The 25,572-nt window shown below is 61.4% G+C and carries 23 protein-coding genes and 1 other RNA gene; 16 read left to right on the top strand and 8 right to left on the bottom strand.

What is annotated here, in order from left to right; genetic code table 11:
• Positions 1-51: 51 nt before the first annotated feature.
• Positions 52-1,407: a phosphoglucosamine mutase gene (gene glmM / locus BSY240_RS19975; RefSeq protein ID WP_054148279.1), complete on the top strand. Its 1,356-nt coding sequence runs from the start codon at positions 52-54 to the stop codon at positions 1,405-1,407.
• 80 nt (positions 1,408-1,487) lie between these two features.
• Here the strand turns inward: glmM and BSY240_RS19970 are convergent, their stop codons facing one another.
• Positions 1,488-2,234: a YebC/PmpR family DNA-binding transcriptional regulator gene (locus BSY240_RS19970; protein ID WP_054148278.1), complete on the bottom strand. Its 747-nt coding sequence runs from the start codon at positions 2,232-2,234 to the stop codon at positions 1,488-1,490.
• A gap of 147 nt (positions 2,235-2,381) precedes the next feature.
• Here BSY240_RS19970 and BSY240_RS19965 point away from each other — a divergent pair, with 147 nt between their 5' ends.
• Positions 2,382-2,885 carry a pyridoxamine 5'-phosphate oxidase family protein gene (locus tag BSY240_RS19965; RefSeq protein ID WP_069043477.1) on the top strand — a complete coding sequence of 168 codons (504 nt, stop codon included), beginning with the start codon at positions 2,382-2,384 and terminating at the stop codon, positions 2,883-2,885.
• A gap of 15 nt (positions 2,886-2,900) precedes the next feature.
• Here BSY240_RS19965 and BSY240_RS19960 read toward each other — a convergent pair whose 3' ends face one another.
• The gene (locus tag BSY240_RS19960) at positions 2,901-3,743 is read right to left on the bottom strand and encodes an MBL fold metallo-hydrolase (protein ID WP_054148276.1); all 843 of its coding nucleotides are present in this window, start codon (positions 3,741-3,743) and stop codon (positions 2,901-2,903) included.
• Positions 3,744-3,968: 225 nt separating this feature from the next.
• Here BSY240_RS19960 and BSY240_RS19955 point away from each other — a divergent pair, with 225 nt between their 5' ends.
• Positions 3,969-5,324: a methyl-accepting chemotaxis protein gene (locus BSY240_RS19955; RefSeq protein WP_069043476.1), complete on the top strand. Its 1,356-nt coding sequence runs from the start codon at positions 3,969-3,971 to the stop codon at positions 5,322-5,324.
• Between the two features lie 35 nt (positions 5,325-5,359).
• Here BSY240_RS19955 and BSY240_RS19950 read toward each other — a convergent pair whose 3' ends face one another.
• The gene (locus tag BSY240_RS19950) at positions 5,360-6,184 is read right to left on the bottom strand and encodes a TIGR00282 family metallophosphoesterase (RefSeq protein WP_054148274.1); all 825 of its coding nucleotides are present in this window, start codon (positions 6,182-6,184) and stop codon (positions 5,360-5,362) included.
• Between the two features lie 10 nt (positions 6,185-6,194).
• Entirely contained in the window at positions 6,195-6,776 is a 582-nt protein-coding gene (locus BSY240_RS19945; protein ID WP_069043475.1) for a 5-formyltetrahydrofolate cyclo-ligase, read from the bottom strand.
• Positions 6,777-6,940: 164 nt separating this feature from the next.
• Here BSY240_RS19945 and BSY240_RS19940 point away from each other — a divergent pair, with 164 nt between their 5' ends.
• Positions 6,941-8,965: a methyl-accepting chemotaxis protein gene (locus BSY240_RS19940; protein WP_069043474.1), complete on the top strand. Its 2,025-nt coding sequence runs from the start codon at positions 6,941-6,943 to the stop codon at positions 8,963-8,965.
• Between the two features lie 80 nt (positions 8,966-9,045).
• Here BSY240_RS19940 and ssrS read toward each other — a convergent pair.
• The 3 genes from ssrS to BSY240_RS19925 form a co-directional block, all read right to left on the bottom strand.
• Positions 9,046-9,204: non-coding RNA, 6S RNA (gene ssrS, locus BSY240_RS19935), on the bottom strand.
• A gap of 54 nt (positions 9,205-9,258) precedes the next feature.
• The gene (locus BSY240_RS19930; protein ID WP_069043473.1) at positions 9,259-9,639 is read right to left on the bottom strand and encodes a cell division protein ZapA; all 381 of its coding nucleotides are present in this window, start codon (positions 9,637-9,639) and stop codon (positions 9,259-9,261) included.
• A gap of 71 nt (positions 9,640-9,710) precedes the next feature.
• Positions 9,711-9,983, bottom strand: coding sequence for a DUF4164 domain-containing protein (locus BSY240_RS19925; RefSeq protein ID WP_006726844.1), 273 nt, complete (start codon positions 9,981-9,983; stop codon positions 9,711-9,713).
• A gap of 342 nt (positions 9,984-10,325) precedes the next feature.
• On the opposite strand from BSY240_RS19925, the gene tkt reads away from it, so the two are divergent.
• The 8 genes from tkt to BSY240_RS19885 all read left to right on the top strand — a co-directional run bounded on the left by tkt (position 10,326) and on the right by BSY240_RS19885 (position 21,620).
• Positions 10,326-12,308 carry a transketolase gene (tkt, locus tag BSY240_RS19920; protein ID WP_069043472.1) on the top strand — a complete coding sequence of 661 codons (1,983 nt, stop codon included), beginning with the start codon at positions 10,326-10,328 and terminating at the stop codon, positions 12,306-12,308.
• A 76-nt stretch (positions 12,309-12,384) separates the two neighbouring features.
• Positions 12,385-13,395 (top strand): type I glyceraldehyde-3-phosphate dehydrogenase, encoded by a 1,011-nt coding sequence (gene gap / locus BSY240_RS19915; RefSeq protein ID WP_054148269.1) that lies wholly within the window; start codon positions 12,385-12,387, stop codon positions 13,393-13,395.
• A 250-nt stretch (positions 13,396-13,645) separates the two neighbouring features.
• Complete coding sequence (locus BSY240_RS19910; protein ID WP_069043471.1) at positions 13,646-15,304, top strand: BCCT family transporter; 1,659 nt, start codon at positions 13,646-13,648, stop codon at positions 15,302-15,304.
• A 216-nt stretch (positions 15,305-15,520) separates the two neighbouring features.
• Complete coding sequence (locus BSY240_RS19905; protein ID WP_069043470.1) at positions 15,521-17,350, top strand: potassium/proton antiporter; 1,830 nt, start codon at positions 15,521-15,523, stop codon at positions 17,348-17,350.
• 84 nt (positions 17,351-17,434) lie between these two features.
• Positions 17,435-18,634, top strand: a complete 1,200-nt coding sequence (locus tag BSY240_RS19900) for a phosphoglycerate kinase (protein WP_069043469.1) — start codon at positions 17,435-17,437, stop codon at positions 18,632-18,634.
• A gap of 428 nt (positions 18,635-19,062) precedes the next feature.
• Positions 19,063-19,977, top strand: a complete 915-nt coding sequence (locus tag BSY240_RS19895; RefSeq protein ID WP_069043468.1) for a fructose bisphosphate aldolase — start codon at positions 19,063-19,065, stop codon at positions 19,975-19,977.
• A 125-nt stretch (positions 19,978-20,102) separates the two neighbouring features.
• Entirely contained in the window at positions 20,103-21,026 is a 924-nt protein-coding gene (locus tag BSY240_RS19890; RefSeq protein ID WP_069043467.1) for a PhzF family phenazine biosynthesis protein, read from the top strand.
• A gap of 150 nt (positions 21,027-21,176) precedes the next feature.
• Positions 21,177-21,620, top strand: a complete 444-nt coding sequence (locus BSY240_RS19885; protein ID WP_054148263.1) for a PACE efflux transporter — start codon at positions 21,177-21,179, stop codon at positions 21,618-21,620.
• A gap of 9 nt (positions 21,621-21,629) precedes the next feature.
• Here BSY240_RS19885 and BSY240_RS24225 read toward each other — a convergent pair whose 3' ends face one another.
• On the bottom strand, positions 21,630-21,785 hold the full coding sequence (locus BSY240_RS24225; RefSeq protein WP_171901601.1) for a hypothetical protein: 156 nt from the start codon (positions 21,783-21,785) through the stop codon (positions 21,630-21,632).
• Between the two features lie 207 nt (positions 21,786-21,992).
• Between BSY240_RS24225 and BSY240_RS19880 the strand changes: the two genes are divergently transcribed.
• The 4 genes from BSY240_RS19880 to BSY240_RS19865 all read left to right on the top strand — a co-directional run bounded on the left by BSY240_RS19880 (position 21,993) and on the right by BSY240_RS19865 (position 25,560).
• On the top strand, positions 21,993-23,288 hold the full coding sequence (locus BSY240_RS19880) for an MFS transporter (protein ID WP_069043466.1): 1,296 nt from the start codon (positions 21,993-21,995) through the stop codon (positions 23,286-23,288).
• Positions 23,285-23,479 carry a DUF1192 domain-containing protein gene (locus BSY240_RS19875; RefSeq protein WP_054148261.1) on the top strand — a complete coding sequence of 65 codons (195 nt, stop codon included), beginning with the start codon at positions 23,285-23,287 and terminating at the stop codon, positions 23,477-23,479. Before BSY240_RS19880 ends, BSY240_RS19875 begins: the two co-directional genes overlap by 4 nt.
• A 360-nt stretch (positions 23,480-23,839) precedes the next feature.
• Positions 23,840-24,358 carry a protease adaptor protein RcdA gene (gene rcdA / locus BSY240_RS19870; protein ID WP_054148260.1) on the top strand — a complete coding sequence of 173 codons (519 nt, stop codon included), beginning with the start codon at positions 23,840-23,842 and terminating at the stop codon, positions 24,356-24,358.
• Positions 24,359-24,498: 140 nt separating this feature from the next.
• A complete protein-coding gene (locus BSY240_RS19865; protein WP_069043465.1) occupies positions 24,499-25,560 on the top strand; it encodes a patatin-like phospholipase family protein in 1,062 nt (353 codons plus the stop codon).
• The last annotated feature ends 12 nt before the right edge of the window (positions 25,561-25,572 follow it).

Raw genomic sequence — 25,572 nt, 5'->3', positions numbered from 1 at the left:
GGCTGATCACGTGCAGCGACCGCCAGCGAAATGGACTTGAAGGAACACTTGATGACACGTCGTTACTTCGGCACGGACGGTATTCGCGGCCTCTCCAACCGCTTCCCCATGACACCCGACCTCGCCATGCGTGTCGGCATTGCCGCCGGCACGATCTTCCGCCGCGGCGGACACCGCCACCGGGTGGTGATCGGCAAGGATACGCGCCTCTCCGGCTACATGCTGGAAAACGCCATGGTCGCGGGTTTCACGGCAGCCGGCCTCGATGCTTTCGTTCTCGGCCCGATCCCGACGCCCGCCGTCGCCATGCTGACGCGCTCGCTGCGCTGCGACCTCGGCGTGATGATCTCCGCCTCGCACAATCCCTTCGCCGACAATGGCATCAAGCTCTTCGGCCCCGACGGCTACAAGCTGTCGGACGAGCTTGAGCAGCAGATCGAGGAACTGCTCGAGAAGGACCTCTATGGCCAGCTCGCAGCCCCCAACGACATCGGCCGTGCGAAGCGCATCGACGGCGTGCATGACCGCTACGTTGAATTCGCCAAGCGCACCCTGCCCCGCGACGTGACGCTGCACGGTCTGCGCGTTGCCATCGACTGTGCCAACGGCGCCGCCTACAAGGTAGCGCCCGCAGCCCTCTGGGAGCTCGGTGCTGACGTTGTCACCATCGGCGACGAGCCGAACGGCACGAATATCAACCTGGAATGCGGCTCGACCCATCCGGACGCCCTGCAGAAGAAGGTCCATGAAACCCGCGCCGACATCGGTATCGCACTCGATGGCGACGCCGACCGCGTCATCATCGTCGACGAAAACGGCACCGTCATCGACGGCGATCAGCTGATGGCGGTCGTTGCCGAAACCTGGGCGCAGGATGGGCTGCTGCGTGGCGGCGGCATCGTCGCGACCGTCATGTCGAACCTCGGCCTGGAACGCTTCCTCGGCGACAAGGGCCTGACGCTTGCCCGCACCAAGGTCGGCGACCGCTATGTCGTCGAGCACATGCGCAACCACGACTTCAACGTTGGCGGCGAACAGTCCGGCCATATCGTGCTGGCCGACCACGGCACGACCGGCGACGGCCTTGTGGCTGCCCTGCAGATCCTGGCAGCGGTCAAGCGCACCGGCAAGACGGTCAGCGAGCTCTGCCACCGATTCGAGCCTGTACCGCAGCTCCTGCGCAATGTCCGCTTCTCCGGCGGCAAGCCCTTGGAAGACGCCGTCGTCAAGCAGGCCATCGCTGACGCGGAGGCAGAGCTTGCCAAGTCCGGTCGTCTGGTCATCCGCCCCTCGGGCACCGAGCCGTTGATCCGCGTCATGGCTGAAGGCGACGACCGCGCCCAGGTCGAGCGCATCGTCAACGAACTCGTCGACGTCATCGCAAGCGTCCGCAGCGCCGCTGCCTGAGCCGATGCAGGGACCCTGAATTGCAAAAAGCCCGGCTGCGATACAGCCGGGCTTTTGTTTGTCTCGATAGGTCCAGACGATCAGGCCGAGAGTTTCGCCATGACTTCGTCGGAGACTTCGAAGTTCGAATAGACGTTCTGCACATCGTCATCGTCTTCGAGTGTGTCGATGAGCTTCATCAGCGAGGTCGCCTTTTCTTCATCGACTTCGATAGTGTTCTGCGGCTTCCAGATTGCCTTGACGGTTTCCGCGCCACCGAGCACGGCTTCGAGCGCCTTGGACACTTCGTTCATGTCTTCGAAGGCGCAGTAGATCGTATGCCCGTCTTCATCCGACACCACGTCTTCGGCACCGGCTTCGATCGCCGCTTCCATCACCTTGTCGGCGTCGCCGACGGAGGCTTTGTAGGTGATTTCGCCGACATGGTCGAAGGAGAAGGACACCGAACCGGTTTCGCCGAGTGCACCACCTGCCTTGGAGAAGGTCGAGCGAACGACGGAGGCCGTGCGGTTGCGGTTGTCGGTCAGAGTCTCGACGATGACGGCAACGCCGCCAGGGCCATAGCCTTCATAGCGGATCGCGTCATAGGTCTCGGCATCGGCACCGGACGCCTTCTTGATGGCGCGCTCGATGTTGTCCTTCGGCATCGACTGCGCCTTGGCGTTCTGCACGGCGAGGCGAAGTGCGGCATTCATCGCAGGGTCGGGCAGACCGGTCTTTGCGGCAACGGTGATTTCGCGCGCAAGCTTGGAGAACATCTTCGAACGGATACCGTCCTGCTTGCCCTTGCGGTGCATGATGTTTTTGAACTGTGAATGGCCAGCCATGGCACCCCTGATCAGGTCTGTTTGTGGGAATGGCCGCCTTATAAGGGCGAAAGCCAGCTGTTTCAAGGCCGCTACAGCGGTTCAGAAAGCCGGAACAAGTGCCTGCCCAACTCGTTGCTGTGAGCACACACGACAAGGAGATAGAACATGGCAAGTTTCAGCGAAGCCCGCGAAAATCCCGTCGAACAGCTTTGGGATGAAATCGACAATGTCCATGCCGGCATGCTTGGCCTGATGGGTGGCAACATGCACATGCAGCCGATGGCCCCGAATGCGGACCGCAAGCGTAACGCCATCTGGTTCTTCACCAAGACCGATAGCCATCTTGTGCAGGCCATGCGTCCCGGCAGCCGCGCTCACTTCTGCGTCGTTGGCAAGGATCATGACTATCACGCCTGCCTCGCAGGCACGTTGGTCGAGAACAAGGATCCGGTGAAGATCGACGAATACTGGAACTCGGTCGTTGCTGCCTGGTACGAGGGTGGAAAGTCCGATCCGACGCTGACGCTTCTGGAACTCAAGCTGGACGACGGCGAGATCTGGGCGTCCACCAACAGCTCGCTGAAGTTCGGCTGGGAGATCGCCAAGGCGAACATGAGTGACGATAAACTGCCTGACGTCGGCGTGCACCGCGAGGTGCGCTTCGCCTGAGGCCCATAGGGGGTCCTAAACCCCCTGCAAGACCAGAATCAGCGGTTTCTTCGGCAATGTCCGCATGGACACCGTGAAGCCGCGATTCTCCGAGATCTGCGTATCGAAACCATCGTCGAACATCGACAGGAAAGTCTCGATCGGCGGACCACGACGATGCATGGGCAGGATTACTGCGGAGCGCAGACGCTGCACGATCCGGCTCATGCTGTCGGCCCCGAGCGTCAGCCCCCCATCCACCGGCACCATGACGATATCAAGTCGGCCGATCTCGCCGTAATGGGTGTCGGTCAATTCGTGATGCAGGTGCCCGAGATGGCCAATGCAGAGACCGGCGACTTCGATGATAAAGATCGAGTTGCCGTTCGACTCCATGGTGCCGCCCCAGCTTCTGATATCCGTCGGCACGTTTCGGACATAGGCATCGCCAACGACCAGGCGATGCTCGATGGGTTCGCCCGGCTGGGCTTCGTTCCAGCCTTGCAGGACAGCCCCGATCGCCGGATCCGGGTTGAGGGTATAGTGGCTCGAATGCGCCTTGTTCATCGTTACCACGTCAGGCGTGCGCGACGTGCGAAGCCAGCCGTTGAAATCGGTGGCGATCGAGATGCCGGCTGGCGTGTCGATCTGGAAAGTCGAATGGCCGACGAAGGTGATGACCACGTCTTCCTGCACCTGCGCTAGCGTCAATGCGGGAGCACCGGAGGATGAAGGCGTGAAGTTGGCGTACTGAACCTTGGGAATTTTCTCGGCGATCAATTGGCACTGGCTGACCTGCGGTCGCTGTGCCTCTTGCGCCAAGGCACCACCGGCCAAAGCCGAGAGCACCATCGTGGACAACACCAGTCTCAGCATCATGCCGCTCCCTGCATCCCATCCAGATCAGAAATGCGAGCATGAGGCAGCTTATCCCTTGGGTAAAGGCACAAGACCGAGCAGCGCTTGTCAATTTGCCGTTATCGCAGGCGCAGAAAGAACCCTGTTCCGAGGCGGGAGACTTAATCGAACCTTAAGCGCTGCTGGTCAATCTTCGCACCCACGCGGGGCCTGCATCCTGCGACAGACATCTGGAGAGGACATCCCATGCCGGCGGCGCAAGCCTTATTCGACCACGACACCCAGACCACCGGCTATGCCCTACTGGATTGTATAGAAGCAGCTCTCAACGAGGATTTCAGCAAACTGCCGTCCGGCTCGGACCCACTGGATCGCGCCATCGCGCGCCTGATTGCGCGCTGTCAGGAACGGTCGGGCGCTCAACTGAAGGACGTTGTCGAAATATCGGTCAACGTCAACGAAACTGCCACCATGTCGGCCAATCTGCTCTACGATCTGAAGCAGGTCGACCACCGCACGCATGACATTGCCGCAGCGGCCGAAGAAATGGCGGCAACGGTGGATGAGATCGCCCGTCACGGCGAAGAGATTTCTGGCGGCACGCGACGCGCGGGCGCCGCCTGTGACGAGGCTCGGCAGTCGGCCATGGACACACGCACGACCATGGAGGGCATCAACCGGGCTCTCGGCGATGCCTCCGACCGGATCGCCTCGATCCATACCCTGGGTTCGCGCATTTCAGAGATCGCTGCCAACATCAAGAAGATCGCGTCCCAGACCAATATGCTCGCAATCAATGCGGCCGTCGAAGCGGCACGCGCCGGCGAGGCTGGGCGCGGTTTTGCCGTCGTCGCTTCGGAAGTGAAGGCGCTCTCCGACCGCACTGCCAATGCGACAACGGAGATTTCCAAGATCGTTATGGATCTTGAGCAGGGCCTGACCTCGATGAACGAGGCGATGTCCGTCAGCAGAAGCTCTGCAAGTGCCGGCACGACTGCCCTCGACAAGCTTTCAACCCGGCTCGCGGATGCCCTGCGCCAGGTCAACGAGAGCGCCGACAGCGCAGCCCAGATCGCAAGCGGTCTCGTCGAGCAGAAGGCGGCCTCTTCGAGCGTGGCAAACGGGATTACCCATATCGCCACGAGCGCCGGCGACGCGACCCGCCAACTCGGCCGGGTCATGGATGCGATCGCCAGTGCCCAGGCCGGCCTCGACAGGCGGCTGAAGGTTCTGGCCGAGGAAGACATCCCCGGCAAGGTCGTTCTGCTGGCGCAATCGGACCATGTGATCTGGAAACGGCGCCTGGCCAACATGATGGTGGGCCGCGACAGGCTCGATCCTCGGGAACTGGCCGACCACAAGAACTGCCGCCTCGGCAAATGGTATCTCGGCGCCCGCACGACGCCACTCGGCCAGGACAGCGACTTCCTTTCGCTGGACGAACCACATTGCCGGGTGCACGAGCACGGACTGGAAGCCGTCCGCTGCTACAACGCTGGTGACATCGGTTCGGCGCTAAAGCAGCTGCAATGCGTCGAGGTCGCATCCAGCGAAGTCTTGCAGAAGCTGGGAAGGTTGGAGCGCAAGACGTCGCGCCATTGATGACCCCGTCGCCATCATGACACTCGATCCCGCCGTCAGGCCCAGAAGGGCGGGATCGTCTCGGCGAGCCGCGGCCCGAGCCGGAGTGGCGCAATCTTTTCGGCAAGCCCCGTGCTGTCGGAGATCTCGACACCCACGCCACAGATCGTAGCGGGGCCGCTTGCCGCCTCGAAGCGGCCCTTGGGCATCTTCGAGATGAAACGGTTCAGCGGCTCTTCCTTCTCCATGCCGAGCGAGGAGTCATAATCACCGCACATGCCGGCATCCGACATATAGGCCGTACCACCGTTCAGAATCTGGTGGTCGGCGGTCGGCACATGAGTGTGGGTGCCGACGACAAAGCTCGCACGGCCATCAACGAAATGTCCGAAGCACTGCTTCTCACTGGTCGCTTCGGCATGGAAATCGAAGACGATGACGTCTGCCTGCTCCTTAAGCGGGCAGGCAGCCAGGATCGTCTCGGCGGACTTGAAGGGATCGTCGAGCTCGGGATGCATGAACACCCGACCCATGATGTTGGCGACGAGCACGCGCGCACCATTGCGCGCGTAGAAAAGGCCGGACCCCTTACCGGGCGTGCCGGACGGATAGTTGGCCGGGCGCAGGAACTGGTCGTGCCGGGTGCAGAACGACACGGCCTCCTTCTGGTCCCAGACATGGTTGCCGGTCGTCACCACATCGGCACCGGCATTGATCGTCTCGAGATAGATGTCCTCGGTGATGCCGAAGCCGCCAGCGGCGTTCTCGCCGTTGACGATGACGAAATCGAGCTTCAGGTCGGAGATCAGGCCCGGCAACCGCTCCCATACAGCCGTACGTCCGGTCTTGCCCACCATGTCTCCGAGGAACAGAAGTCGCATTTTCGTCCAATCACTCCATGAATCTTCTAAGGCCGCTCTCGGTCAGCACGGCTTCCAGCCGGACGTCATGGGCCTCATAGGGCACTTCTGCCACCTCCTGACAGTCGAATGCAATGCCGATCAGCCGCGGATGCCGGCCTTTTTCCCTGAGACGGGCGATCGCCCTGTCATAATGACCCGCACCATAGCCGATCCGGTTGCCACCGGCATCGAAGGCAGAGAGCGGAACCAGAAGCAGATCGGGATCGAGCACCGCAGCTTCAGGGCCTGGGCCCCGGGTGCCAAATCCGGTATCGACGAGCTCCGCGCCGGCTGCGAGTTCGCGGAAAACAATCGTCTCCTTGTCGAGAACGACAGGCAGGCAGAGCCGCGCACCCCGGGCTTTCAGCCGCGCCATCAGCGGGCGAATATCCGCCTCGGAACGGATCGGGAAGAAGCCGGAGATCACAAGGCCAGGCTCCAGCGATAGATCGTCTCCCGCAAGTTCCGCCATGGCAAGACTGTGCTCCAGTCTCATCTCCGCCGGGATCGCGTCCCGGACCGCCAGCCGCGCCTTCCGGATCCCGGCCTTCAACTCCCGCTTTTCTACCATCACAAGGCTCTTTTCTTCCAGCCACACCAGATTTGGGGAGGCAGTCCAACAGAAAATCGTGTTTTTGCGCTTGGTCAAGCCTGTTTCGAAAACCCCTAAAAAACCAAGGATTAACTCAAAGCGCTTAGACTTACGTCCAAGTCAACGACCAAAGGCCATTCCCTATGCAGATCTTTTCGCGCTTCGGCATCACGAAAACAATCACCGCCACGACGGTCCTGATCCTGATCGCGGCGCTCGGAGCCGTGGCCTGGGTCATCTCTGGCAGCATCGAAACCCGCATCCAGCAGCAGGCAATTGCCGGCCAGGATGCAAGTCTTCGCACGGCGGCCACGATCATCGAACGGGATCTGCCCGGCACGACCGTGACATGGGCCGCAGACGGCAATGTCCAGCGCATCGTCATGGAAGCCATTCCGGCTGAATTCACCGAGCACGGCATGATCGACGTTATCGGCCGCATGACCGGCCAGACGGCCACGATCTTTGCCTGGGATGCCGAAAGCAAGGACTTCTGGCGCCGCACCACCAACATCATCAAGCCGGACGGCAACCGCGCCGTCGGCACCGCACTCGGCCAGACCGGGGCTGTCTATCCCTATTCCGTCAAGGGCGAGATCTATCGCGGCGAAGCCGTCATCCTGGAGACGCCATACTACACGATCTATCAGCCGATCTTCTCGCCGGCCGGTGATGTGCTCGGCATTCTCTATGCCGGCGTGCGCAAGGCCGACATCAACAGCATCGCGACCGAAATGACCTATGCGATCGGCACCACTGCGCTGATCGTGCTTCTGATCGCCGCAACGCTGATCACCCTTCTCGTCCGTCGCATCATTGGCTCCCTGCCGCGCCTGACGGCCGTTGCAGACCGTCTGGCCTCCGGCCAGCTCGAAACCGAGGTGCCGGATCAGGACCTGAAGAATGAGGTCGGCGCACTTGCGCGTGCAATCAACGTCTTCCGTGAAAGCGCCATCCAGAAAATTGAGGTCGAGCGCCGCGCGGCTGAAGCAGCAGCCCAAGGAGATCAGGAACGTGCCGAGAGTGAGCGCGCCAAGGCCGAAGATGCGCGTCTCGTTCAGGAAGCCGTTGATGCCCTCGCCGACGGACTGAACCGCCTGAGCGACGGCGACCTGACTGTTCGCATCGATCGCGCCTTCACTGGAAACCTCGACCGTCTGCGCGTCGACTTCAACGCCTCTGTCGAGAAGCTTAGCAGCACGCTTGCCGAAATCCGCGACGAAACCTCGGGCATCGAAGCGAGCTCGGCCGAGATGCGCTCCGCGACCGACGACCTGTCGAAGCGCACCGAACAGCAGGCTGCCTCTCTGGAAGAGACATCCGCCGCCCTTGAGGAGATCACATCGACCGTGCGTGGCTCGTCGGCCAAGGCAGACGAAGCTGCAACCATGGCGACCAAGGCGCGCCAGAGCACGGAGAACTCCAGCAAGGTCGTGTCCAACGCAATCGAGGCCATGAGCCGCATCGAGCAGGCGTCGAGCGAGATTTCGAAGATCATCAACGTCATCGACGAAATCGCCTTCCAGACCAACCTCTTGGCGCTCAATGCCGGCGTCGAGGCAGCGCGCGCCGGTGAAGCCGGCAAGGGCTTTGCCGTCGTCGCCCAGGAAGTCCGTGAACTCGCCCAGCGTTCGGCCAATGCGGCCAAGGACATCAAGGCGCTGATCAACAAGTCGGGTGAAGCCGTCGCCGGCGGCGTGTCGCTGGTCCAGCAGACCGGCTCGGCACTCTCCGAGATCTCCAACCAGGTGGCCGTCATCAACGACCACATCACGTCGATCGCCTCGGCTGCCCGTGAGCAGTCCACCGCGTTGAACGAGATCAATGGCTCGGTCAACCACATGGACCAGTTCACCCAGAAGAACGCCGCCATGGTGGAAGAGGCGACCGCCGTGACCCACCGTCTGGCCGACAGCGCCCGCAATCTGGCGAGTTTCGTCGCGCAGTTCCGTGTCGCAGGCGGCGCAGCCTCCTCGAACCGCGCTCCCGCGCCGAGCTACACTGCACCAACACCGACGGCCCGTCCCGCAGCACGCCCGGCTCCGGCTCAGGCCGAGACGCGCCCAGTAGCCTCCCCGGCTCGCCGCATGGTCGGCAACCTCGCCAAGGCCTTCGGTGGCGGCAGCACGGCGGCCGCCACCTCGCAGGACAACTGGGAAGAATTCTGATCCCAGGAACCGATCAAAAAGAAAAGCCGTCGCGAGTCATCGCGGCGGCTTTTTGCATCATGTCTGTTCAGAAGAGGAAGGTGCGATCCACGGCAACCGATGGAGATTTACGATCCTGGGTGCCTACAAACGTAGGTGGGCGCCATATGTCCGAGCCCACGGGCCCGGCCAGGGACAGCTCCCTTTGGATCGAGTATGGCCCCAGGGATTGTGGTTCCTGTCGTGAGGCGCAGATCGCAACTCAGATATAGGCGCTTCGCGGGCACTGCGCCAGTGGGCTCGAAAAATAGTCCTCAAGCCTGAGTCTGGGGAGCGGGCCGCTGGGTCAGTTTGCGGGTGATGCCGTTCAAGCGATCTGCAAGGTCTGATATCGCATGCGCCACCGCCTCCTCGCGATGATGCACGCCTGACAGGACTGTATCGCGCCCCTCGCGGAAACCGGCGAGCTCCGCCTCGGCTGCGGCAAGCCGACGATTGATCTCGGCCATCTCGTCCATGACCATGATCCCGGCCATGACGGTAATCCTCAGATCGCCGATCTCACCGAACTGTCCCTTGAGATGGCCGACATAACGATCGAACTCGCTCGCGAGCTCCGTCAGATGGGCTTCCTGCCCCTCCTCGCACGCCATGCGATAGGCTTTTCCGTCGATCGTGACTGTGACCTGCGCCATCGGCGTTCCAACTCTCTTCTACGCGTGGTGCTCCCGCACCTTATGCAAACAAGCGCCCCGCGGCCCGAATTTTACCGATCGAGCACCGCGCGGATCGTTTCCATCGCCGTCACCAGTCGACGCGAGACCTCGCGGTTGACCTCTTCGAGCCGGTTGGCCCGGAATTCCGACTGGTCAAGTTCCTGAGCAAGGCGGGCGCGATCGGCATGCACGCGCCGCACCTCGCCATCGATCTCCATACTCTCGCGCTCCGCTTCGAAACGCATGTCGACGGCGTTCTCGAGCCCGGCGACAGCCTGCCGCAGCGCCGCGAGCGCGGCATCCACCGAATTTTCCGCCGGCATTCTCTTGCCCCTGCCTCAGTGAAGTCTGTTCGCTACACGAATCGTCACGGCCGCCCCGATCATGTGAGCCGGGACAGTAAGCCCCGCCCTTGGCACGCGTCAATAAAGCGCACGCCTCCGGAAGTAGCCAATTCTGTGGAAGACTGTCTCGTTCTTGCCGCTCCGTAAGTCATCCGGCGCCGTCGCACAGGAAAGAGGCAAAGAGATGTTTTCTTCATCCCGGAAACGCCGCAACCCGGCCCATTTGTTGACTTGCGCGATGCACCTGCTAAGGATCACCCCCGTTCAGACGGCCCGTCCCGGCAGGCCGTGTCTCGAAGCCCCGGAACAAGCGGATAAGCCATGATTTCTCCCGAAAAACATCAGCGGATGGCGAATGCGATCCGTTTCCTCGCCATGGATGCAGTGGAAAAGGCCAATTCCGGCCACCCCGGCATGCCCATGGGCTGCGCCGATGTCGCGACCGTTCTTTTCACCCGCTACCTGAGCTTCGATCCGAAGAACCCGCTCTGGCCAGACCGCGACCGTTTCGTGCTTTCGGCCGGTCACGGCTCGATGCTGATCTACTCGCTCCTCTATCTGACCGGCTATGAGGACATGACGATCGAGGACATCAAGTCCTTCCGTCAGCTTGGCGCAAAGACTGCCGGCCACCCGGAATACGGCCACGCCTCGGGCATAGAGACCACGACCGGTCCGCTCGGTCAGGGCATTGCCACGGCCGTCGGCATGGCGCTCGCCGAGAAGAAGCTCGCAGACGAGTTCGGCTCGGAGCTGCAGGATCACTATACCTATGTGCTCGCAGGCGACGGCTGCCTCATGGAAGGCATCAGCCAGGAAGCGATCACGCTGGCCGGCCACCTGAAGCTCAACAAGATGATCGTCTTCTGGGACGACAACGGCATCTCGATCGACGGCGCGATCTCGCTTGCCGACTCGACCGACCAGCACGCCCGCTTCCGCTCCGCCGGCTGGAACACGATCGCGATTGACGGCCATGATCCGGAAGCGATCGCCGCTGCCATCGAAACCGCCAAGGCCTCCGACAAGCCGACCATGATCGCCGCCAAGACCGTCATCGGCTTCGGCGCCCCGAACAAGGCCGGCACCCACAAGGTTCACGGCTCACCGCTCGGCGCCGACGAAATCGCCGCCACCCGCAAGGCGCTCGGCTGGAACGAGGAAGCCTTCTCGATCCCCGCCGACGTGCTTGACGCCTGGCGTCTGGCCGGCCTGCGCTCGACCAAGATCCGCAAGGATTGGGAAGCGCGTCTGGCGGCTGCCGATGCTGAGAAGCGCGCCGAGTTCAACCGCCGCTTCGCTGGCGAACTGCCGGGCACGCTCGCCGGTGCCGTCGACGCCTACAAGAAGAAGCTCGCTGAAACCAAGCCGACGGTTGCAACCCGCAAGGCTTCGGAAGATGCGCTTGAAGTCATCAACGGTGTCGTCACCGAAACGCTCGGCGGCTCGGCCGACCTGACCGGCTCGAACAACACCAAGACCAGCCAGACCAAGTCGATCACCCCGACCGACTTCTCTGGCCGTTACATCCACTACGGCATCCGCGAACACGGCATGGCGGCTGCGATGAACGGGATTGCGCTGCATGGCGGTCTGATCCCCTATTCCGGCGGCTTCCTGATCTTCTCGGACTATTGCCGTCCGTCGATCCGTCTGGCCGCCCTCATGGGCATCCGCGTCATCCACGTTCTGACCCATGATTCCATCGGTCTGGGCGAAGACGGCCCGACGCACCAGCCGGTCGAGCACATGGCAGCGCTCCGCGCCATCCCGAACCTCCTGATGTTCCGCCCGGCAGACGCGACCGAAACGGTCGAGTGCTGGCAGGTGGCACTGGAGAACAAGGAGCGTCCGTCCGGCCTCGCCCTGACGCGTCAGAACCTGATCCCGGCCCGCACCGAGTATGAGGAGCGCAATCTCTGCGCCCAGGGCGCCTATGAGCTGATCTCGGCCAGCGACGCCAAGGTGTCGATCTTCGCCTCCGGTTCGGAAGTCGAGATCGCGATCAAGGCCCAGCAGCAGCTGGAAGCCAAGGGCATTCCGGCCCGCGTCGTCTCCGTTCCCTGCTTCGAACTCTTCTTCGAACAGGACGCCGACTACCAGGAAGCGATCATCGGTCATGCTGCGGTCAATATCGGGATCGAAGCCGGCATCCGCCAGGGCTGGGACGCCATCATCGGTTCCACCGGCACCTTCATCGGCATGAAGTCCTTCGGCGCCTCCGGCCCGGCCAAGGAACTCTACAAGCACTTCGGCATCACGGCGGACGCAGTCGTGGCAGCCGCCGAAGCCAAGCTTGCCTGACACCATCCCGCCAGGGCGTCCCCCCGGGGCGCCCTGACATTGCCCAAGAGCTCAATATTCAATCGGGAGTGCACCAATGACTGTGAAAGTTGCCATTAACGGCTTCGGCCGTATCGGACGTAACGTTCTGCGCGCCATCGTCGAATCCGGCCGCACCGACATCGAAGTCGTCGCCATCAACGATCTCGGCCCGGTCGAGACCAACGCGCATCTGCTGCGTTACGACTCGATCCACGGCAAGTTCCCGGCCACGGTAAAGGTCGATGGCGACACGATCATCATCGACGGCGGCAAGCCGATCAAGGTCACCGCGATCAAGGATCCGGCAACGCTTCCGCACAAGGAACTCGGCGTCGACATCGCCATGGAATGCACCGGCATCTTCACCTCGCGTGACAAGGCTGCCCTGCATCTCCAGGCTGGCGCCAAGCGCGTCATCGTTTCGGCTCCCGCCGATGGCGCTGACCTCACCGTCGTCTTCGGCGTCAACCACGACCAGCTGACCAAGGACCACCTGGTCATCTCCAACGCATCCTGCACGACGAACTGCCTGGTTCCGGTCGTCAAGACGCTCGACGACGCCGTCGGTATCGACCATGGCTTCATGACCACGATCCACTCCTACACGGGTGACCAGCCGACGCTCGACACCATGCACAAGGATCTCTATCGCGCCCGCGCGGCAGCGCTCTCCATGATCCCGACCTCGACGGGTGCCGCCAAGGCCGTCGGCCTGGTCCTGCCGCACCTCAAGGGCCGTCTCGACGGCACCTCGATCCGCGTGCCGACCCCGAACGTCTCGGTCGTCGACTTCAAGTTCGTCGCCAAGCGGAACACCACGGCTCAGGAAATCAACGACGCCATCATCGCCGCCTCGGATGGCGCGCTGAAGGGCATCCTCGGCTATACCGACGAGCCGCTGGTTTCGCGCGACTTCAACCACGACAGCCACTCGTCGATCTTCGCCCTCGACCAGACCAAGGTTCTCGAAGGCAACTTCGTGCGCATCCTGACCTGGTACGACAACGAGTGGGGCTTCTCGAACCGCATGTCGGATACGGCAGTGGCACTGGCCAAGCTCATCTGAGCTAGACCAACTGATCTCGCATGAAGGCGGGCCAGCAATGGCCCGCCTTTTTTTATTCCGGGCAGCTCCCCAAAACAGGCAGGAAAAATTGTTCCGCACGGGAACAATAAGCCGCCTCGTCAGTTGCCCCTACGAATTGTGGCGCAAATGCGGCCACCCTTGTGGTCGCTTCACCACATTCTGGCGCAGAACCTGCGCCTTCTCCCGGGGATTGTTTTGCCCCTGATGACCTCGAAAGGATACCAGACCATTGGCTCTCACAACGACCGATCCCCATACAGCCGTCGCCGAAGATGCGATACCGGCGCCCGAAGGGCGGACCGAAATCATCGACACTGATTATGAGATCGGTCAAGACAACATCAACTTCCGCCGCCGTTTCGTCTTCGAGCTCGACATCCATAATGTCGTCTTCAGCGTCTCGGCTCTGTCAATCGTACTCTTTACCTTCCTGACGCTGGCCTTCCAGACCACGCTTGAACCAGCCTTCACGGGTCTCAGGAACTTCCTGACGAGCAATCTCGACTGGTTCTTCCTGCTGACCGGCAATGTCTTCGTGCTCGTCTGCATCGGCCTCATCCTCTCGCCGCTCGGGCGAATCCGTCTTGGCGGACCGGAAGCAACACCGGACTACGGCAATCTCGCATGGTTCTCGATGCTCTTTGCCGCCGGCATGGGCATTGGCCTGATGTTCTACGGGGTCTCCGAGCCCATGGGGCATTTCACGGCTGCACTTGGCGGACCGGTCTTCGAAGACGGCGTTCGCACGGACTGGGCACCGCTGAATGGCGCTGTCGGCGATCCGGAAGCAGCGCGCCGCCTTGCCATGGCCGCCACTATCTTCCACTGGGGCCTGCATCCCTGGGCGATCTATGCTGTCGTCGCGCTTGCGCTGGCCCTGTTCTCCTTCAACAAGGGCTTGCCGCTCACCTTGCGTTCGGTCTTCTACCCGATCTTTGGCGAGCGCGTCTGGGGCTGGCCGGGCCATGTGATTGACATTCTCGCGGTCTTTGCCACCATCTTCGGCCTGTCGACTTCGCTGGGCATCGGAGCCCAGCAGGCCAGTGCCGGCCTGGAATTCCTTTTCGGCATTCCCTCAACGGAAACCACGATGATCCTGCTCGTGCTCGCCATCACCTGCATTGCCATCGCGTCGGTGGTTGCCGGCATGGACAAGGGCGTGAAACTTCTGTCGGAGGTCAACCTTGGTCTGGCAGCGCTGCTGCTGGTCTTCGTCATCGCCGTTGGCCCGACCATGCAGATCATCCAGGGCTTCTTCCTGAACCTCAAGGCCTATGCGACCTATCTGCCGGCTCTGGCCAATCCGTTCGGTCGAGAAGATACCAACTTCTCGCAGGGCTGGACGGCCTTCTACTGGGCCTGGTGGATCAGCTGGTCGCCGTTTGTCGGCATGTTCATCGCACGCGTCAGCCGTGGTCGCACGGTTCGCGGCCTTCTGACCGCAGTCCTGCTCATCCCCTCGCTCGTCTCCGTCCTCTGGATGACTGCGCTTGGTGGCACGGCGATCAGCCAGCTCGTCAACGACGGCCTGACCAGCGTTCAGGATGCCGCCCTTGAACTGCAGCTCTTCGAAATGCTGGCGCATCTCCCGATCACGGCGGTAACCTCGTTTGTCGGTATCGTGCTCGTGATTGTCTTCTTCGTGACCTCGTCGGACTCCGGTTCGCTGGTCATCGACACGATCTCGGCTGGCGGCAAGGTCAACGCACCGGTTCCCCAGCGCGTCTTCTGGGCGACTTTCGAAGGCCTGGTGGCCGTTGCCCTGCTTCTCGGTGGGGGGCTCGTGGCGCTCCAGGCCATGGCGGTCTCCACCGGCCTGCCCTTCGCGATCGTCCTGCTTGGCGCGAGCTATGCCTTGATCAAGGGGCTCCTATCGGAACCACGATAAAACTCGGTTGGGGCGGATTTAAAAATTTAAATCCGCCCTAATATCATCATGATCCCATTCCATTTTCTTCGTGCCATCCGGCAAATCTGAGTTTCATGAAATTGTCAGCCTGTAGGCATGTCGCTCGCACAGACGCAATCGGTCTGACAGTCGCCATGCCTGTCGTAGAACGAGCGGGACCTCGGGGATTGGGAATAGGGTGAGAGGGGAAGAGGATTGAGTGAGTTCTATGCGGTCACGCTGGTTGCGACAGCCCTGGTTTTCCTGGCCGCTTTTTCGAGCCTCATAGCCTTCCGCTTCGGTGCTCCCCTTCTCCTTCTGTTCCTGACCATCGGCCTTGGTGCCGGTGTCGATGGTCTCGGCATCGAGTTTTCCAACTTCCCGCTTGCCTACGTGATCGGCTCGCTCGCTCTAGCGGTTGTTCTTTTCGATTCCGGTTTCGGCACCTCGCTCCAGTCCTTCCGACTTTCGGCAGGCCCTGCCCTTACTCTGGCGACACTGGGAGTGCTGCTGACCACCCTTCTCGTCGGGGTCGCCGCGCATCTTCTGTTCGGCCTCAGCTATCTCGAAGGCATGTTGCTCGGCGCGATCCTGGGCTCCACCGACGCCGCAGCCGTGTTCTTCCTTCTCCGTATCGGCGGCATCAACATCCGCGACAGGGTTCGTTCCTCCCTGGAAGTCGAATCCGGCACCAACGACCCGATGGCGATCTTTCTCACCATCGCGCTCGTCGAACTGATTAGAAGCGGCAGCGGCTCCGAAGGACTGTCGCTCGAACTGCTCAGGCTCTTCATCGAACAGATGGGCATCGGCCTGATCCTTGGCCTCCTCGGTGGCGCCTCGATCGCCTTCATCTTGCGCAAGTTACAGATCGAGCAGGGGCTCGCTCCGATTTTCATGCTGGCGATGGCGCTGATGATCTTCGCCTTCACAGGCCTGATCGGCGGCAGCGGCTTCCTCGCCGTCTATGTGGCCGGCATCTACGCAGGCTCTCGGAAATTGCCTTCAACGGTCTCGATCAAGCGCTTCCAGGACGGCATGACCTGGCTTGCCCAGATCATCATGTTCCTTGTCCTCGGACTGCTGGCGACCCCATCGCAGTTCCCGGAAATCCTGCTGCCGGCAGTTCTGCTCGCTCTTTTCCTGGTCTTCATCGCCCGACCGATCGCTGTCTGGCTGTGTCTATTGCCCTTCGACTTCACCCAGCGTGAAACCGGCTTCATCGCCTGGGTGGGCCTGCGCGGCGCGGTCTCGATCCTGCTCGGCATCGTGCCCGTCGTCGGAGCGATGGAAAACGGCCAGACCTTCTTCAACACGGCCTTCATCGTCGTCATGATCTCGCTCGTCCTGCAGGGCTGGACGATCAAGCCGCTCGCCAAACGCCTCGGACTGATCATCCCGCCGCGCATCGGCGCGATCGACAAGGTCGAACTCGACCTGCCGGGGACGGCCAATCATGAGCTGCTGGCCTATCGTGTGGTCGCTGGCAGCCCCGTGTTGCGGGGCGAGCGCATCCCGCGCTGGGCCATGCCTTCGCTGGTCATTCGTGATGGCAAGTCGATGCGCTATCAATACGCTGGACGCCTGCGCGAGAATGATCAGGTCTATCTCTTCATCGCCCCCAGCTATTCGAAACTGCTCGACCGCCTGTTTGCAACCGAGGCACCCGTCGAAGAGGACGATGGAGAGTTCTTCGGCACCTTTGCCATTTCGCCCTCGACCCATGTCCGCGACCTCGACGAAGCCTATGGGCCTCTTTCGATCACAGACAGTGAACGCGGCAAGACGGTTGCCGAGATGATCACCCAGCGTCTCGGCGGTCGCGCCGATTATGCCGATCGCGTCCGTCTCGGCACCATCGTGCTCATTGTTCGCGATATAGACGAACATGGCCATATTGCCACGGTTGGCGTTTCCATGGAGCCGGTGGAGCCGGCGACCACCTGGCCGATCTTTCTCAACCTGCGTGAACTTGCCCTCGCGACCCGCGATTACCTGCGCCGCAAGCAGGCTGCAGCAAGAGGCGAAGTCGGCGGCGAAAAATGACGGCGCTCGCCTTGCGCCGTCACGCAAGCGGTGTAAGGTCCGGCCCGTCAGCCCCATTCAACAGCATTCAAGACGGGTAATTCCATGCCGGCTTTCAAGACACTCGACGATCTCACCGACATCGCAGGCAAGCGCGTGCTTGTCCGCGTCGACCTCAACGTTCCCGTCACCGACGGCAAGGTTTCCGACACGACGCGCATCGAACGCGTGGCGCCGACGATCCTCGAATTGTCCGAAAAGGGCGCCAAGGTCATCCTGCTCGCGCATTTCGGTCGCCCAAAGGGTGAACCGGTTGCCGACCAGTCGCTGTCGCTGATTGCACCCTCCGTTGAGGAAGTGCTCGACCAGCGCGTCGCCTTCGCCTCCGACTGCATCGGCGCCCCGGCAGCAGATGCCATCGCCAAGATGGAAAATGGCGACATCCTGCTTCTGGAAAATACCCGCTTCCACAAGGGCGAAGAGAAGAACACACCCGAGTTCACCGCCGAACTGGCGAAGAACGGCGACATCTACGTCAACGACGCCTTCTCCGCCGCCCACCGCGCCCATGCCTCTACGGAAGGCCTCGCCCATCACCTGCCCGCCTATGCCGGCCGCACCATGCAGGCCGAGCTTGAAGCACTTGAAAAGGGCTTGGGACAGCCGACCCGCCCGGTCGTGGCCATTGTCGGCGGCGCCAAGGTCTCGACCAAGATTGAGCTTTTGTCCAACCTCGTCACCAAGGTCGATGCGCTCGTCATCGGCGGTGGCATGGCCAATACCTTCATTGCTGCCCAGGGCATCGATGTCGGCAAGTCGCTTTGCGAGCACGACCTCGCCGACACCGCCCGCTCGATCATGGAAACGGCGAAGACCGCAGGCTGCGCCATCGTGCTCCCGGTTGACGGCGTTGTCGCTCGGGAATTCAAGGCAAACGCCGCCAACGAAACCGTCGATATCAACGCCATCCCCGCCGACGCGATGATGCTCGATGTCGGCCCGAAGTCGGTCGAGCTGATCAATGGCTGGATCGGCAAGGCCGCGACCCTGGTCTGGAACGGCCCGCTCGGCGCCTTCGAGATCGCCCCTTTCGACAAGGCGACGGTTTCTGCAGCCCTGCATGCCGCTGAACAGACCAGAGCTGGCAAGCTGGTTTCGGTCGCAGGTGGTGGCGACACGGTATCCGCCCTGAACCATGCCGAAGTCGCCGACGACTTTTCTTATGTGTCGACCGCCGGCGGCGCCTTCCTGGAATGGATGGAAGGCAAGGAACTGCCGGGCGTGGCTGTCCTCACCAAGGGCTGAACGACAGCGGCTCAACAGCCCGATATTTCGAATGAACCGCGTGCCTTCCCGGCGCGCGGTTTTTTCGTGCGTCACTTGGCCGTCGACAGAGACGTGTTACCATCCGCTCAAGGGAACCTCGGTCACACGCAATGGGTTTGTATCGTGAAGAGCCGGATCGCGAAGAAGGCGTTGGATGGACCGTGCAACTCACGTCAATTGAAACGGGTTTAAAAATCTTTGAATTTTCAAACGATTGAAATGATTTCAATCGTTTCAATAGCTTAGCAGCCCATTTTCCCCTCGGGGAAGTTCTGTTATCGCCAAAGTCACCACGGTCCCGAGGGACCGAACAGGGTCAGGGAGTGACCGGACGGCCTGAGTGTCCGTCCTAAGAGCAAGACAACAGGCCGGCGCCTTGCGCGCCATGATCGGGATAGGAGTGAGTTATGGTGGACGCGAAAATGTTGAACAAGATCACCTCGGCGCCCGGCTTCATCGCTGCGCTGGACCAGAGTGGGGGTTCGACACCCGGCGCCCTGCGCCTCTACGGCGTCGCCGAAACCGACTATAACGGCGACGACGAGATGTACCGCCTGATCCACGCCATGCGCGTGCGCATCATGAAGGCACCGGCCTTCTCCGGCGACAAGGTCATCGGCGCGATCCTCTTTGAACGCACGATGGACGGCGATGTCGACGGCGAGCCCGTCCCGACCTTCCTTTGGGAGAAGCGCGGCGTCGTGCCCTTCCTCAAGATCGACAAGGGCCTGCTCGACGAAGAGAACGGCGTCCAGTTGATGAAGCCGATGCCCGACCTCGACGCGCTCCTGATCCGCGGCCGCGACAAGGGCATCTTCGGCACAAAGATGCGCTCGGTCATCGCCCATGCCGACAAGGCCGGCATCGCCGCCGTCGTCAAACAGCAATTCGAAGTCGCCCGCCAGATCATCGGCCAGGGTCTTGTGCCGATCGTTGAGCCGGAAGTCTCGATCAAGAGCCCGACAAAGGCCGAGGCCGAGGCAATCCTTCGCGATGCGATTGCGGCCGAGCTGGACAAGTTGCCATCCGGCGACAAGGTCATGCTGAAGCTGACCATTCCGACGGTCGCCGATTTCTACGCCCCGCTGATGTCCAACGCTGCCGTCGTGCGCGTCGTCGCACTTTCCGGCGGTTACAGCACTGCGGATGCCTGTGAGAAGCTGAGCCAGAACCACGGCATGATCGCAAGCTTCTCGCGTGCTCTGGCAGAGAAACTTCGCGTCTCGATGAGCGATGCCGAATTCAATGCGAGCATTGCCGGAACCATCGACCAGATCTATGCCGCAAGCGTCAACAAGGTCGGTGCGATCGCCGCCGAATAAGCATCGACCCCGGCCCTCGGTTGATCCGAGGCCGCACGCGAAATCTTGTCATCAGGACACGAAAGCCCGGCCATGTGCCGGGCTTCTTGCGTTATCAGGATGCGCTAGAATCCTCTGGAGCCATCATGCCGTCCCCTTCCCGCAGCATTCCCTTCGTCACCCTCGACGTTTTCACCGACACCCGCTTCTGCGGCAATCCGCTTGCCGTGATCACCGACGCCCGGGGCTTGAGCGATAAGGAGATGCAGGAGATTGCGGCCGAGTTCGGCTATTCCGAGACCACCTTCGTGCTGCCGCCTCAGGATCCAGGCAACACAGCAGAAGTCCGCATCTTCACACCGGTCACGGAAGTGCCCTTTGCCGGACATCCCAATGTCGGCACAGCTCACGCGCTGGCCATCGAGGGTAACGTCTTCGGCAAGCCTGTCGGAGGTCGCATCCGCTTCGAAGAGAAAGCAGGGCTCGTCGAGGTAAGCGTGAACCGTGGCGCAGACGGCATCGTGACGGGAACCACCATCCGGGCACCCGGGCCCCTGACAACAGGCGCATCGATTGCACCTGAGATCATGGCGCCGTGCATCGCCCTTGCGCCGGATGACATTGTCACCAGCCGGCACCAGCCCATATTCGCAAGCGTCGGCCTGAAATTCATTCTGATCGAGGTGGCAAACCTCGACGCGCTGGCAAGGGCTGCGTCTCGCCTGGAGCCGCTGACCGCCCTGAGGCAGATGCATGCGGGCGAAGATTGCGACTGCGCCACCTTCCTCTACACCTGGGTCGGGCCGGACCATCTGCGTGCGCGCATGTTTGCACCGTTCGACAATGTGATCGAAGACCCGGCGACCGGCAGCGCATCGGCAGCCCTCGGCGCCTTCCTGACGACGCTCGCACCTGCAGCGGAAGAGCGACACATTCTCGTGGAACAGGGCGTGGAGATGGGACGCCGCAGCCTGATCAGGCTTGCCGTAGGGACAAGCAACGGCGCCTTCGACCATGTCGAGATCACCGGAAGCTCCGTTCTTGTCATGCGGGGTCAACTGGCGCTCTAGTTTCCCGGACAATAATACCCGCCGAAAACTTCGACGAGCGTACCTTGCCGCCTCAGCGCCACACGACTATATCAAAACCCGAGGATGACCTCCCCACAATGGGCCTGATTGACTGCGGGACGACCCGCCTGTTTTCCCGGAGGGAAGAACATGCGGAAGACCGCAGATCGTATTCGTCACGCAATAAGCTTTGAACTCATCGGACTGGGCCTGGTCATCCCGCTCGGCACCCTGGCATTCGCAATGCCAGCGAAAGACATCGGTGTCGTCGGTGTCGTCGGCGCGACCCTCGCGACCTTCTGGAACTATATCTACAATCTTGGATTCGACCACCTTCTGCGCCGACTTACCGGCACGACGCTGAAGACGGTGCCTGTGCGTGTCCTTCACGCCGTCCTCTTCGAGGCCGGCCTGCTGATGATCCTGATGCCGTTCATCGCCTGGTATCTGCAGATCAGCCTCTGGCAGGCCTTCGTCATGGACGTCGCCTTTGCCCTCTTCTATCTGGTCTATGCCTTCATCTTCAATTGGGCCTACGACCGCGTCTTCCCGCTGCCCGAGTGGAAAACGGAGAAGGCCGCAGCGCCTCGGTGAAGAGAGATCTCACGGTCGAAACAGAAGCGTGACCGACCAGGTGACGAAGGCGACGATGGCAAGCTTCCAGAAATCGCTGCGTCGCCTCAGACCCGGAAGACCGAGCGGCTTGATGATCTGCACGATCATGGCGAGGATCAGGAAGGCGGATATGGCCTTGGTCATTGAATTTCCCTGTGGAGGCAGCACGAAATGTCGTATCTGCCGCTCTTGCTGCGGCGGGGCAGCCACACCACTGTCACTTTTGCCCGCCAGAACTTGATCCTGCAAGCACCAAGGTCGCATTCAGACAACGGTAGGAAGATCCTTCTATTGTGATCGTGCCGTGCTCCTCCGATTCGGGCGCCCTCCACACCAATCGACAAGAATGCCATGAGACGTAATCTTCTGCCGGTAATGGCCCTGCTTCTGGGCACGCTCTTTCTTTTCCTCGGAAACGGCCTGCACGGGCTGCTCCTGCCAGTGCGCGGGGCAGCCGAAGGCTATTCCAACGAAATCCTCGGCCTGCTCGGCACCACCTGGGCTGCCGGCTTCGTGCTCGGCTGCTTCGTGGCACCGAAGCTGGTCGTTCGGGTCGGCCATGTCCGGGCCTTCTCGACCTTCGTTGCCCTGATCCTGGTGAACGCGCTCCTCACCGGCATCGTTGTCGATGCCACCTGGTGGGTCGCGCTGCGCGTCATCACCGGGTTCTGCACCGCAGGCACGTCGATGATTATCGAGAGCTGGCTGAACGAGCGCGCGACCAATGAGAGCCGCGGCATGATTTTCTCGTTCTACATCTCGATCACGCTGATCGGTGTGGTGGCGGGACAGATGCTGGTGGGCGCCTTTGACCCGGCAACGACCATTCTCTTCATGATCTGCGGCATCGTCTACGGCTTCGCGATCATGCCAACCCTGATGTCGACTGCAGCCACGCCGCAGCCGCTCCGGTCCATCAAGCTCGACCTGCCACTGCTCTACCGCAACTCGCCCGTTTCCTTCGTCGGCATCCTCATGATCGGCATCGCAAATGGTGCCTATGGCACGCTCGGGGCCGTCTTTGGATCACGTGTCGGTCTCGACCCGTCGACCATCGCGCTGCTCCTGTCGGTCACGATCTTCCTCGGCGCCATCATGCAGTTTCCGGCCGGCAAGCTCTCCGATCGCATCGATCGCCGCTACGTGTTGGCGGCACTCTCCGCGCTCGCCGCCTTCGCGGCGCTCGCCATGGTCACCATCACGCCTTCCGATCCACTCTGGATCTTCATCTTCGTCGGCATATACGGCGCCGCCGCCAATGCGCTCTATCCGATCGCCGTTGCCCACGCCAACGACTTCGCCAAACCCGACGAGTTCGTGAAGGTCTCCGGCGGCCTGCTGCTGCTCTTCGGCATAGGCACGATCATCGGACCGACGCTCGGCGGCCCGGTCATGACGGCTGCCGGCCCCTATGCGCTCTTTGCGGTGACCGCAGTCGCGCACCTGCTGATTTCGGCCTATGCGATCTATCGCAGCCGGACACGCGCCGCGATCCCGGCCGAGGATCGTGAGAACGTGCCGAACCTGCCGATCTCGGCATCGCCGATGAGCAGCACGCCGGAAGGCTTGAGCCTCGATCCGCGTGCCGCCCCCTTGCCGGAGCAGGATGAATTGGACGACACTCCGCCAATGGAGGCACGCACATGATCATCGATGAAGAAGCACGTAAGCGCAGCACCGGCCACGACCTTGGCTGCGAGCTCTCGGCAATCTCGGCTGACGAACTGCGCCACCGAATTGCCCTTCTGGAAGCCGAGATCGACCGAATCAGGGCGGAGATCGACCGCAAGGAAGCTGGCAGGAAAGCCGCCGACAGCCTGTTTGGACCGAGGTCTTAGCCGTCAATATTCGGTGAGGCGCCCGTGATGTCTTGAAACGATCTCAATCTCATCTTGGCGTTTACCGTTTATTAAGCCATTTCAGGGAAACTACAGTCACCCCGATCTTCGGGCTCAGCTGGTTCGTTTCATGGAAACTCCTTCTGATTTCTCCCTGTTTTACCTTGAGAGCCGCATTTGCGGCTCTTTTTTTGCCCAAATCGCCAAAGGTTTCACGAAAGTGTGGGAATTAACCCTTCCTTAAGTTTCGCCTTGCGGATTTGGGCTATTGGTAGCATCGTAGCCTCACAAAATGCGGCAGGAACAAGTTTGTAGCGCTGTCGTTACATGCCTAAGTGATGCGTTTACAGGGAAACATCCATGTCTGAGCTCGGTATGAATACGGTTAGCTTTGCCGGTCGTGTGGCAGCGTCCAGCCAGTTCAAGGCGACCTATGCCGAAGGCATGGGCCTTGTTGAGGAAACCGCCGCCTATCTCGACGGCCCAGGTCGCGCAGCCGCAAAGGTATTGCCCCGCCAGGCTTCCGTTCTCTACGCGGCGGAATCGATGCGCCTGACCACGCGCCTCATGCAGATGGCATCCTGGCTGCTGCTGCAGCGTGCCGTCAACAATGGCGAGATGAGCCGCGATCAGGTTCTCTCCGAAAAGAGCAAGGTTCGTCTCGACGGCTTCAACGTCGATCGCGCTGCCCCCGGCTGGAATGACCTGCCGGAAGCCTTCCGCGATCTGGTCGAGCGCTCGCTGCGCCTGCAGAACCGCATCGCCCTGCTCGACCGGGAAATCTATCGTCCGGCGAGCGAAGAAGAATTCCAGCCGGACAACGAAAATAGCGTTCAGGCACAGCTGAACCTGTTGCGCACCGCATTCAACGCAGGCTGATCACGCCTCAAGCACGACCTCGACCCGGCCAGCGAAAGCTGCGCCGGGTTTTTCATCTCTAGACCAGACTGATTGCAAAGAATCAGATTTACAACTTTAAATATTGTGCGACACTCTCCTGAACAGGGGGAGTTGAGCACATGGCAAGGTTCATTCTTTCGATCGATGGTGGCGGCATCAGAGGTACGATCCCAGCCGCTATTCTGACCGTTCTGAAGGACAAGCTCGAGAAGCGGGACAAGCGCCTGCCACTGCATCGCTATTTCCATCTGATTGCCGGGACGTCGACGGGTGCGATCATAGCGGCGGGTCTGACCTGCCCGAAGCCAGGAAAACCCGCAGAGCCGGCCGCCGACCCCAGGACACTGCTCGATCTCTACAAGCGCAAGGGCGCCGAAATCTTCAACATCGGCCTCTTCCGTAAGATCGCCAATCTCGGCGGTCTGTTCGAGGAACGCTACGACGCCGCACCGCTCGAAAAGATCCTGCGGCAGATGCTTGGGGAACGGACTGAGATCAAGGACGCCCTCGGCAAGGTGCTGATCACCGCCTATGACATCCATGCGCGGCGTGCGGTCTTCATGACCAATGCCGACAAGGATCACGAACGCTTCCTCTTCTGGCAGGCGGTGCGCGGCTCCTCCGCTGCACCGACCTATTTCGAGCCGGCCATGGTCGAGGACCTTGCCGGCCAAAGCCATGGACAAATCCCGGCCATCCCGCTGATCGATGGCGGCGTCTTTGCCAACGATCCGGCCATGGCCGCCTATGTCGAAGGCTGCAAGCTCGGCTGGCGCGACAACGACCTCGTCATCCTTTCGCTGGGAACGGGCTCGGCCAACCGCAAGATCCCCTATCAGCAAGCCAAGAGCTGGGGTGCGGGTGGCTGGATCAGCCCGGCCAATGACACGCCGCTGATTTCCGTGCTGATGCAGGGACAGTCGAGCACGACATCCTATCAGCTGAACAAGCTGTTGAACGCAGACCCGCCCCGTTTTTCCGATGGTGCGACGGTGGTCACGACGGCCAACCGGAAGACGCTCAATTATTTCCGGCTGGATGCGCCGCTCGTCGGGGTAAATGACGCGCTCGACGACGCGACGCCTGAGAACATCTCGAAGCTGGAGCGCTTCGGCCTGACGCTAGCTGAAAAACACGATCTTGCACTCGAAGAGATCGCCGATCGACTCGCAGCCATCTGATTGAGCAAGCGG

Source organism: Agrobacterium sp. RAC06 (assembly GCF_001713475.1).
Classification (GTDB): domain Bacteria; phylum Pseudomonadota; class Alphaproteobacteria; order Rhizobiales; family Rhizobiaceae; genus Allorhizobium.
Note: the sequence above shows the minus strand (reverse complement) of the source record. Positions and strands in the feature narration are given on the sequence as shown.

Coding starts and splice junctions, on each gene's coding strand:
- BSY240_RS19945 (WP_069043475.1), bottom strand. CDS start 6,776: ATGGTAGAAAAGCGGGAGTTGAAGGCCGGGATCCGGAAGGCGCGGCTG.
- BSY240_RS19895 (WP_069043468.1), top strand. CDS start 19,063: ATGGTGGACGCGAAAATGTTGAACAAGATCACCTCGGCGCCCGGCTTC.
- tkt (WP_069043472.1), top strand. CDS start 10,326: ATGATTTCTCCCGAAAAACATCAGCGGATGGCGAATGCGATCCGTTTC.
- rcdA (WP_054148260.1), top strand. CDS start 23,840: ATGTCTGAGCTCGGTATGAATACGGTTAGCTTTGCCGGTCGTGTGGCA.
- BSY240_RS19865 (WP_069043465.1), top strand. CDS start 24,499: ATGGCAAGGTTCATTCTTTCGATCGATGGTGGCGGCATCAGAGGTACG.
- BSY240_RS19880 (WP_069043466.1), top strand. CDS start 21,993: ATGAGACGTAATCTTCTGCCGGTAATGGCCCTGCTTCTGGGCACGCTC.
- gap (WP_054148269.1), top strand. CDS start 12,385: ATGACTGTGAAAGTTGCCATTAACGGCTTCGGCCGTATCGGACGTAAC.
- BSY240_RS19900 (WP_069043469.1), top strand. CDS start 17,435: ATGCCGGCTTTCAAGACACTCGACGATCTCACCGACATCGCAGGCAAG.
- BSY240_RS19925 (WP_006726844.1), bottom strand. CDS start 9,983: ATGCCGGCGGAAAATTCGGTGGATGCCGCGCTCGCGGCGCTGCGGCAG.
- BSY240_RS19875 (WP_054148261.1), top strand. CDS start 23,285: ATGATCATCGATGAAGAAGCACGTAAGCGCAGCACCGGCCACGACCTT.
- BSY240_RS19960 (WP_054148276.1), bottom strand. CDS start 3,743: ATGATGCTGAGACTGGTGTTGTCCACGATGGTGCTCTCGGCTTTGGCC.
- glmM (WP_054148279.1), top strand. CDS start 52: ATGACACGTCGTTACTTCGGCACGGACGGTATTCGCGGCCTCTCCAAC.
- BSY240_RS19940 (WP_069043474.1), top strand. CDS start 6,941: ATGCAGATCTTTTCGCGCTTCGGCATCACGAAAACAATCACCGCCACG.
- BSY240_RS19970 (WP_054148278.1), bottom strand. CDS start 2,234: ATGGCTGGCCATTCACAGTTCAAAAACATCATGCACCGCAAGGGCAAG.
- BSY240_RS19890 (WP_069043467.1), top strand. CDS start 20,103: ATGCCGTCCCCTTCCCGCAGCATTCCCTTCGTCACCCTCGACGTTTTC.
- BSY240_RS19965 (WP_069043477.1), top strand. CDS start 2,382: ATGGCAAGTTTCAGCGAAGCCCGCGAAAATCCCGTCGAACAGCTTTGG.
- BSY240_RS19955 (WP_069043476.1), top strand. CDS start 3,969: ATGCCGGCGGCGCAAGCCTTATTCGACCACGACACCCAGACCACCGGC.
- BSY240_RS19885 (WP_054148263.1), top strand. CDS start 21,177: ATGCGGAAGACCGCAGATCGTATTCGTCACGCAATAAGCTTTGAACTC.
- BSY240_RS24225 (WP_171901601.1), bottom strand. CDS start 21,785: ATGACCAAGGCCATATCCGCCTTCCTGATCCTCGCCATGATCGTGCAG.
- BSY240_RS19930 (WP_069043473.1), bottom strand. CDS start 9,639: ATGGCGCAGGTCACAGTCACGATCGACGGAAAAGCCTATCGCATGGCG.
- BSY240_RS19950 (WP_054148274.1), bottom strand. CDS start 6,184: ATGCGACTTCTGTTCCTCGGAGACATGGTGGGCAAGACCGGACGTACG.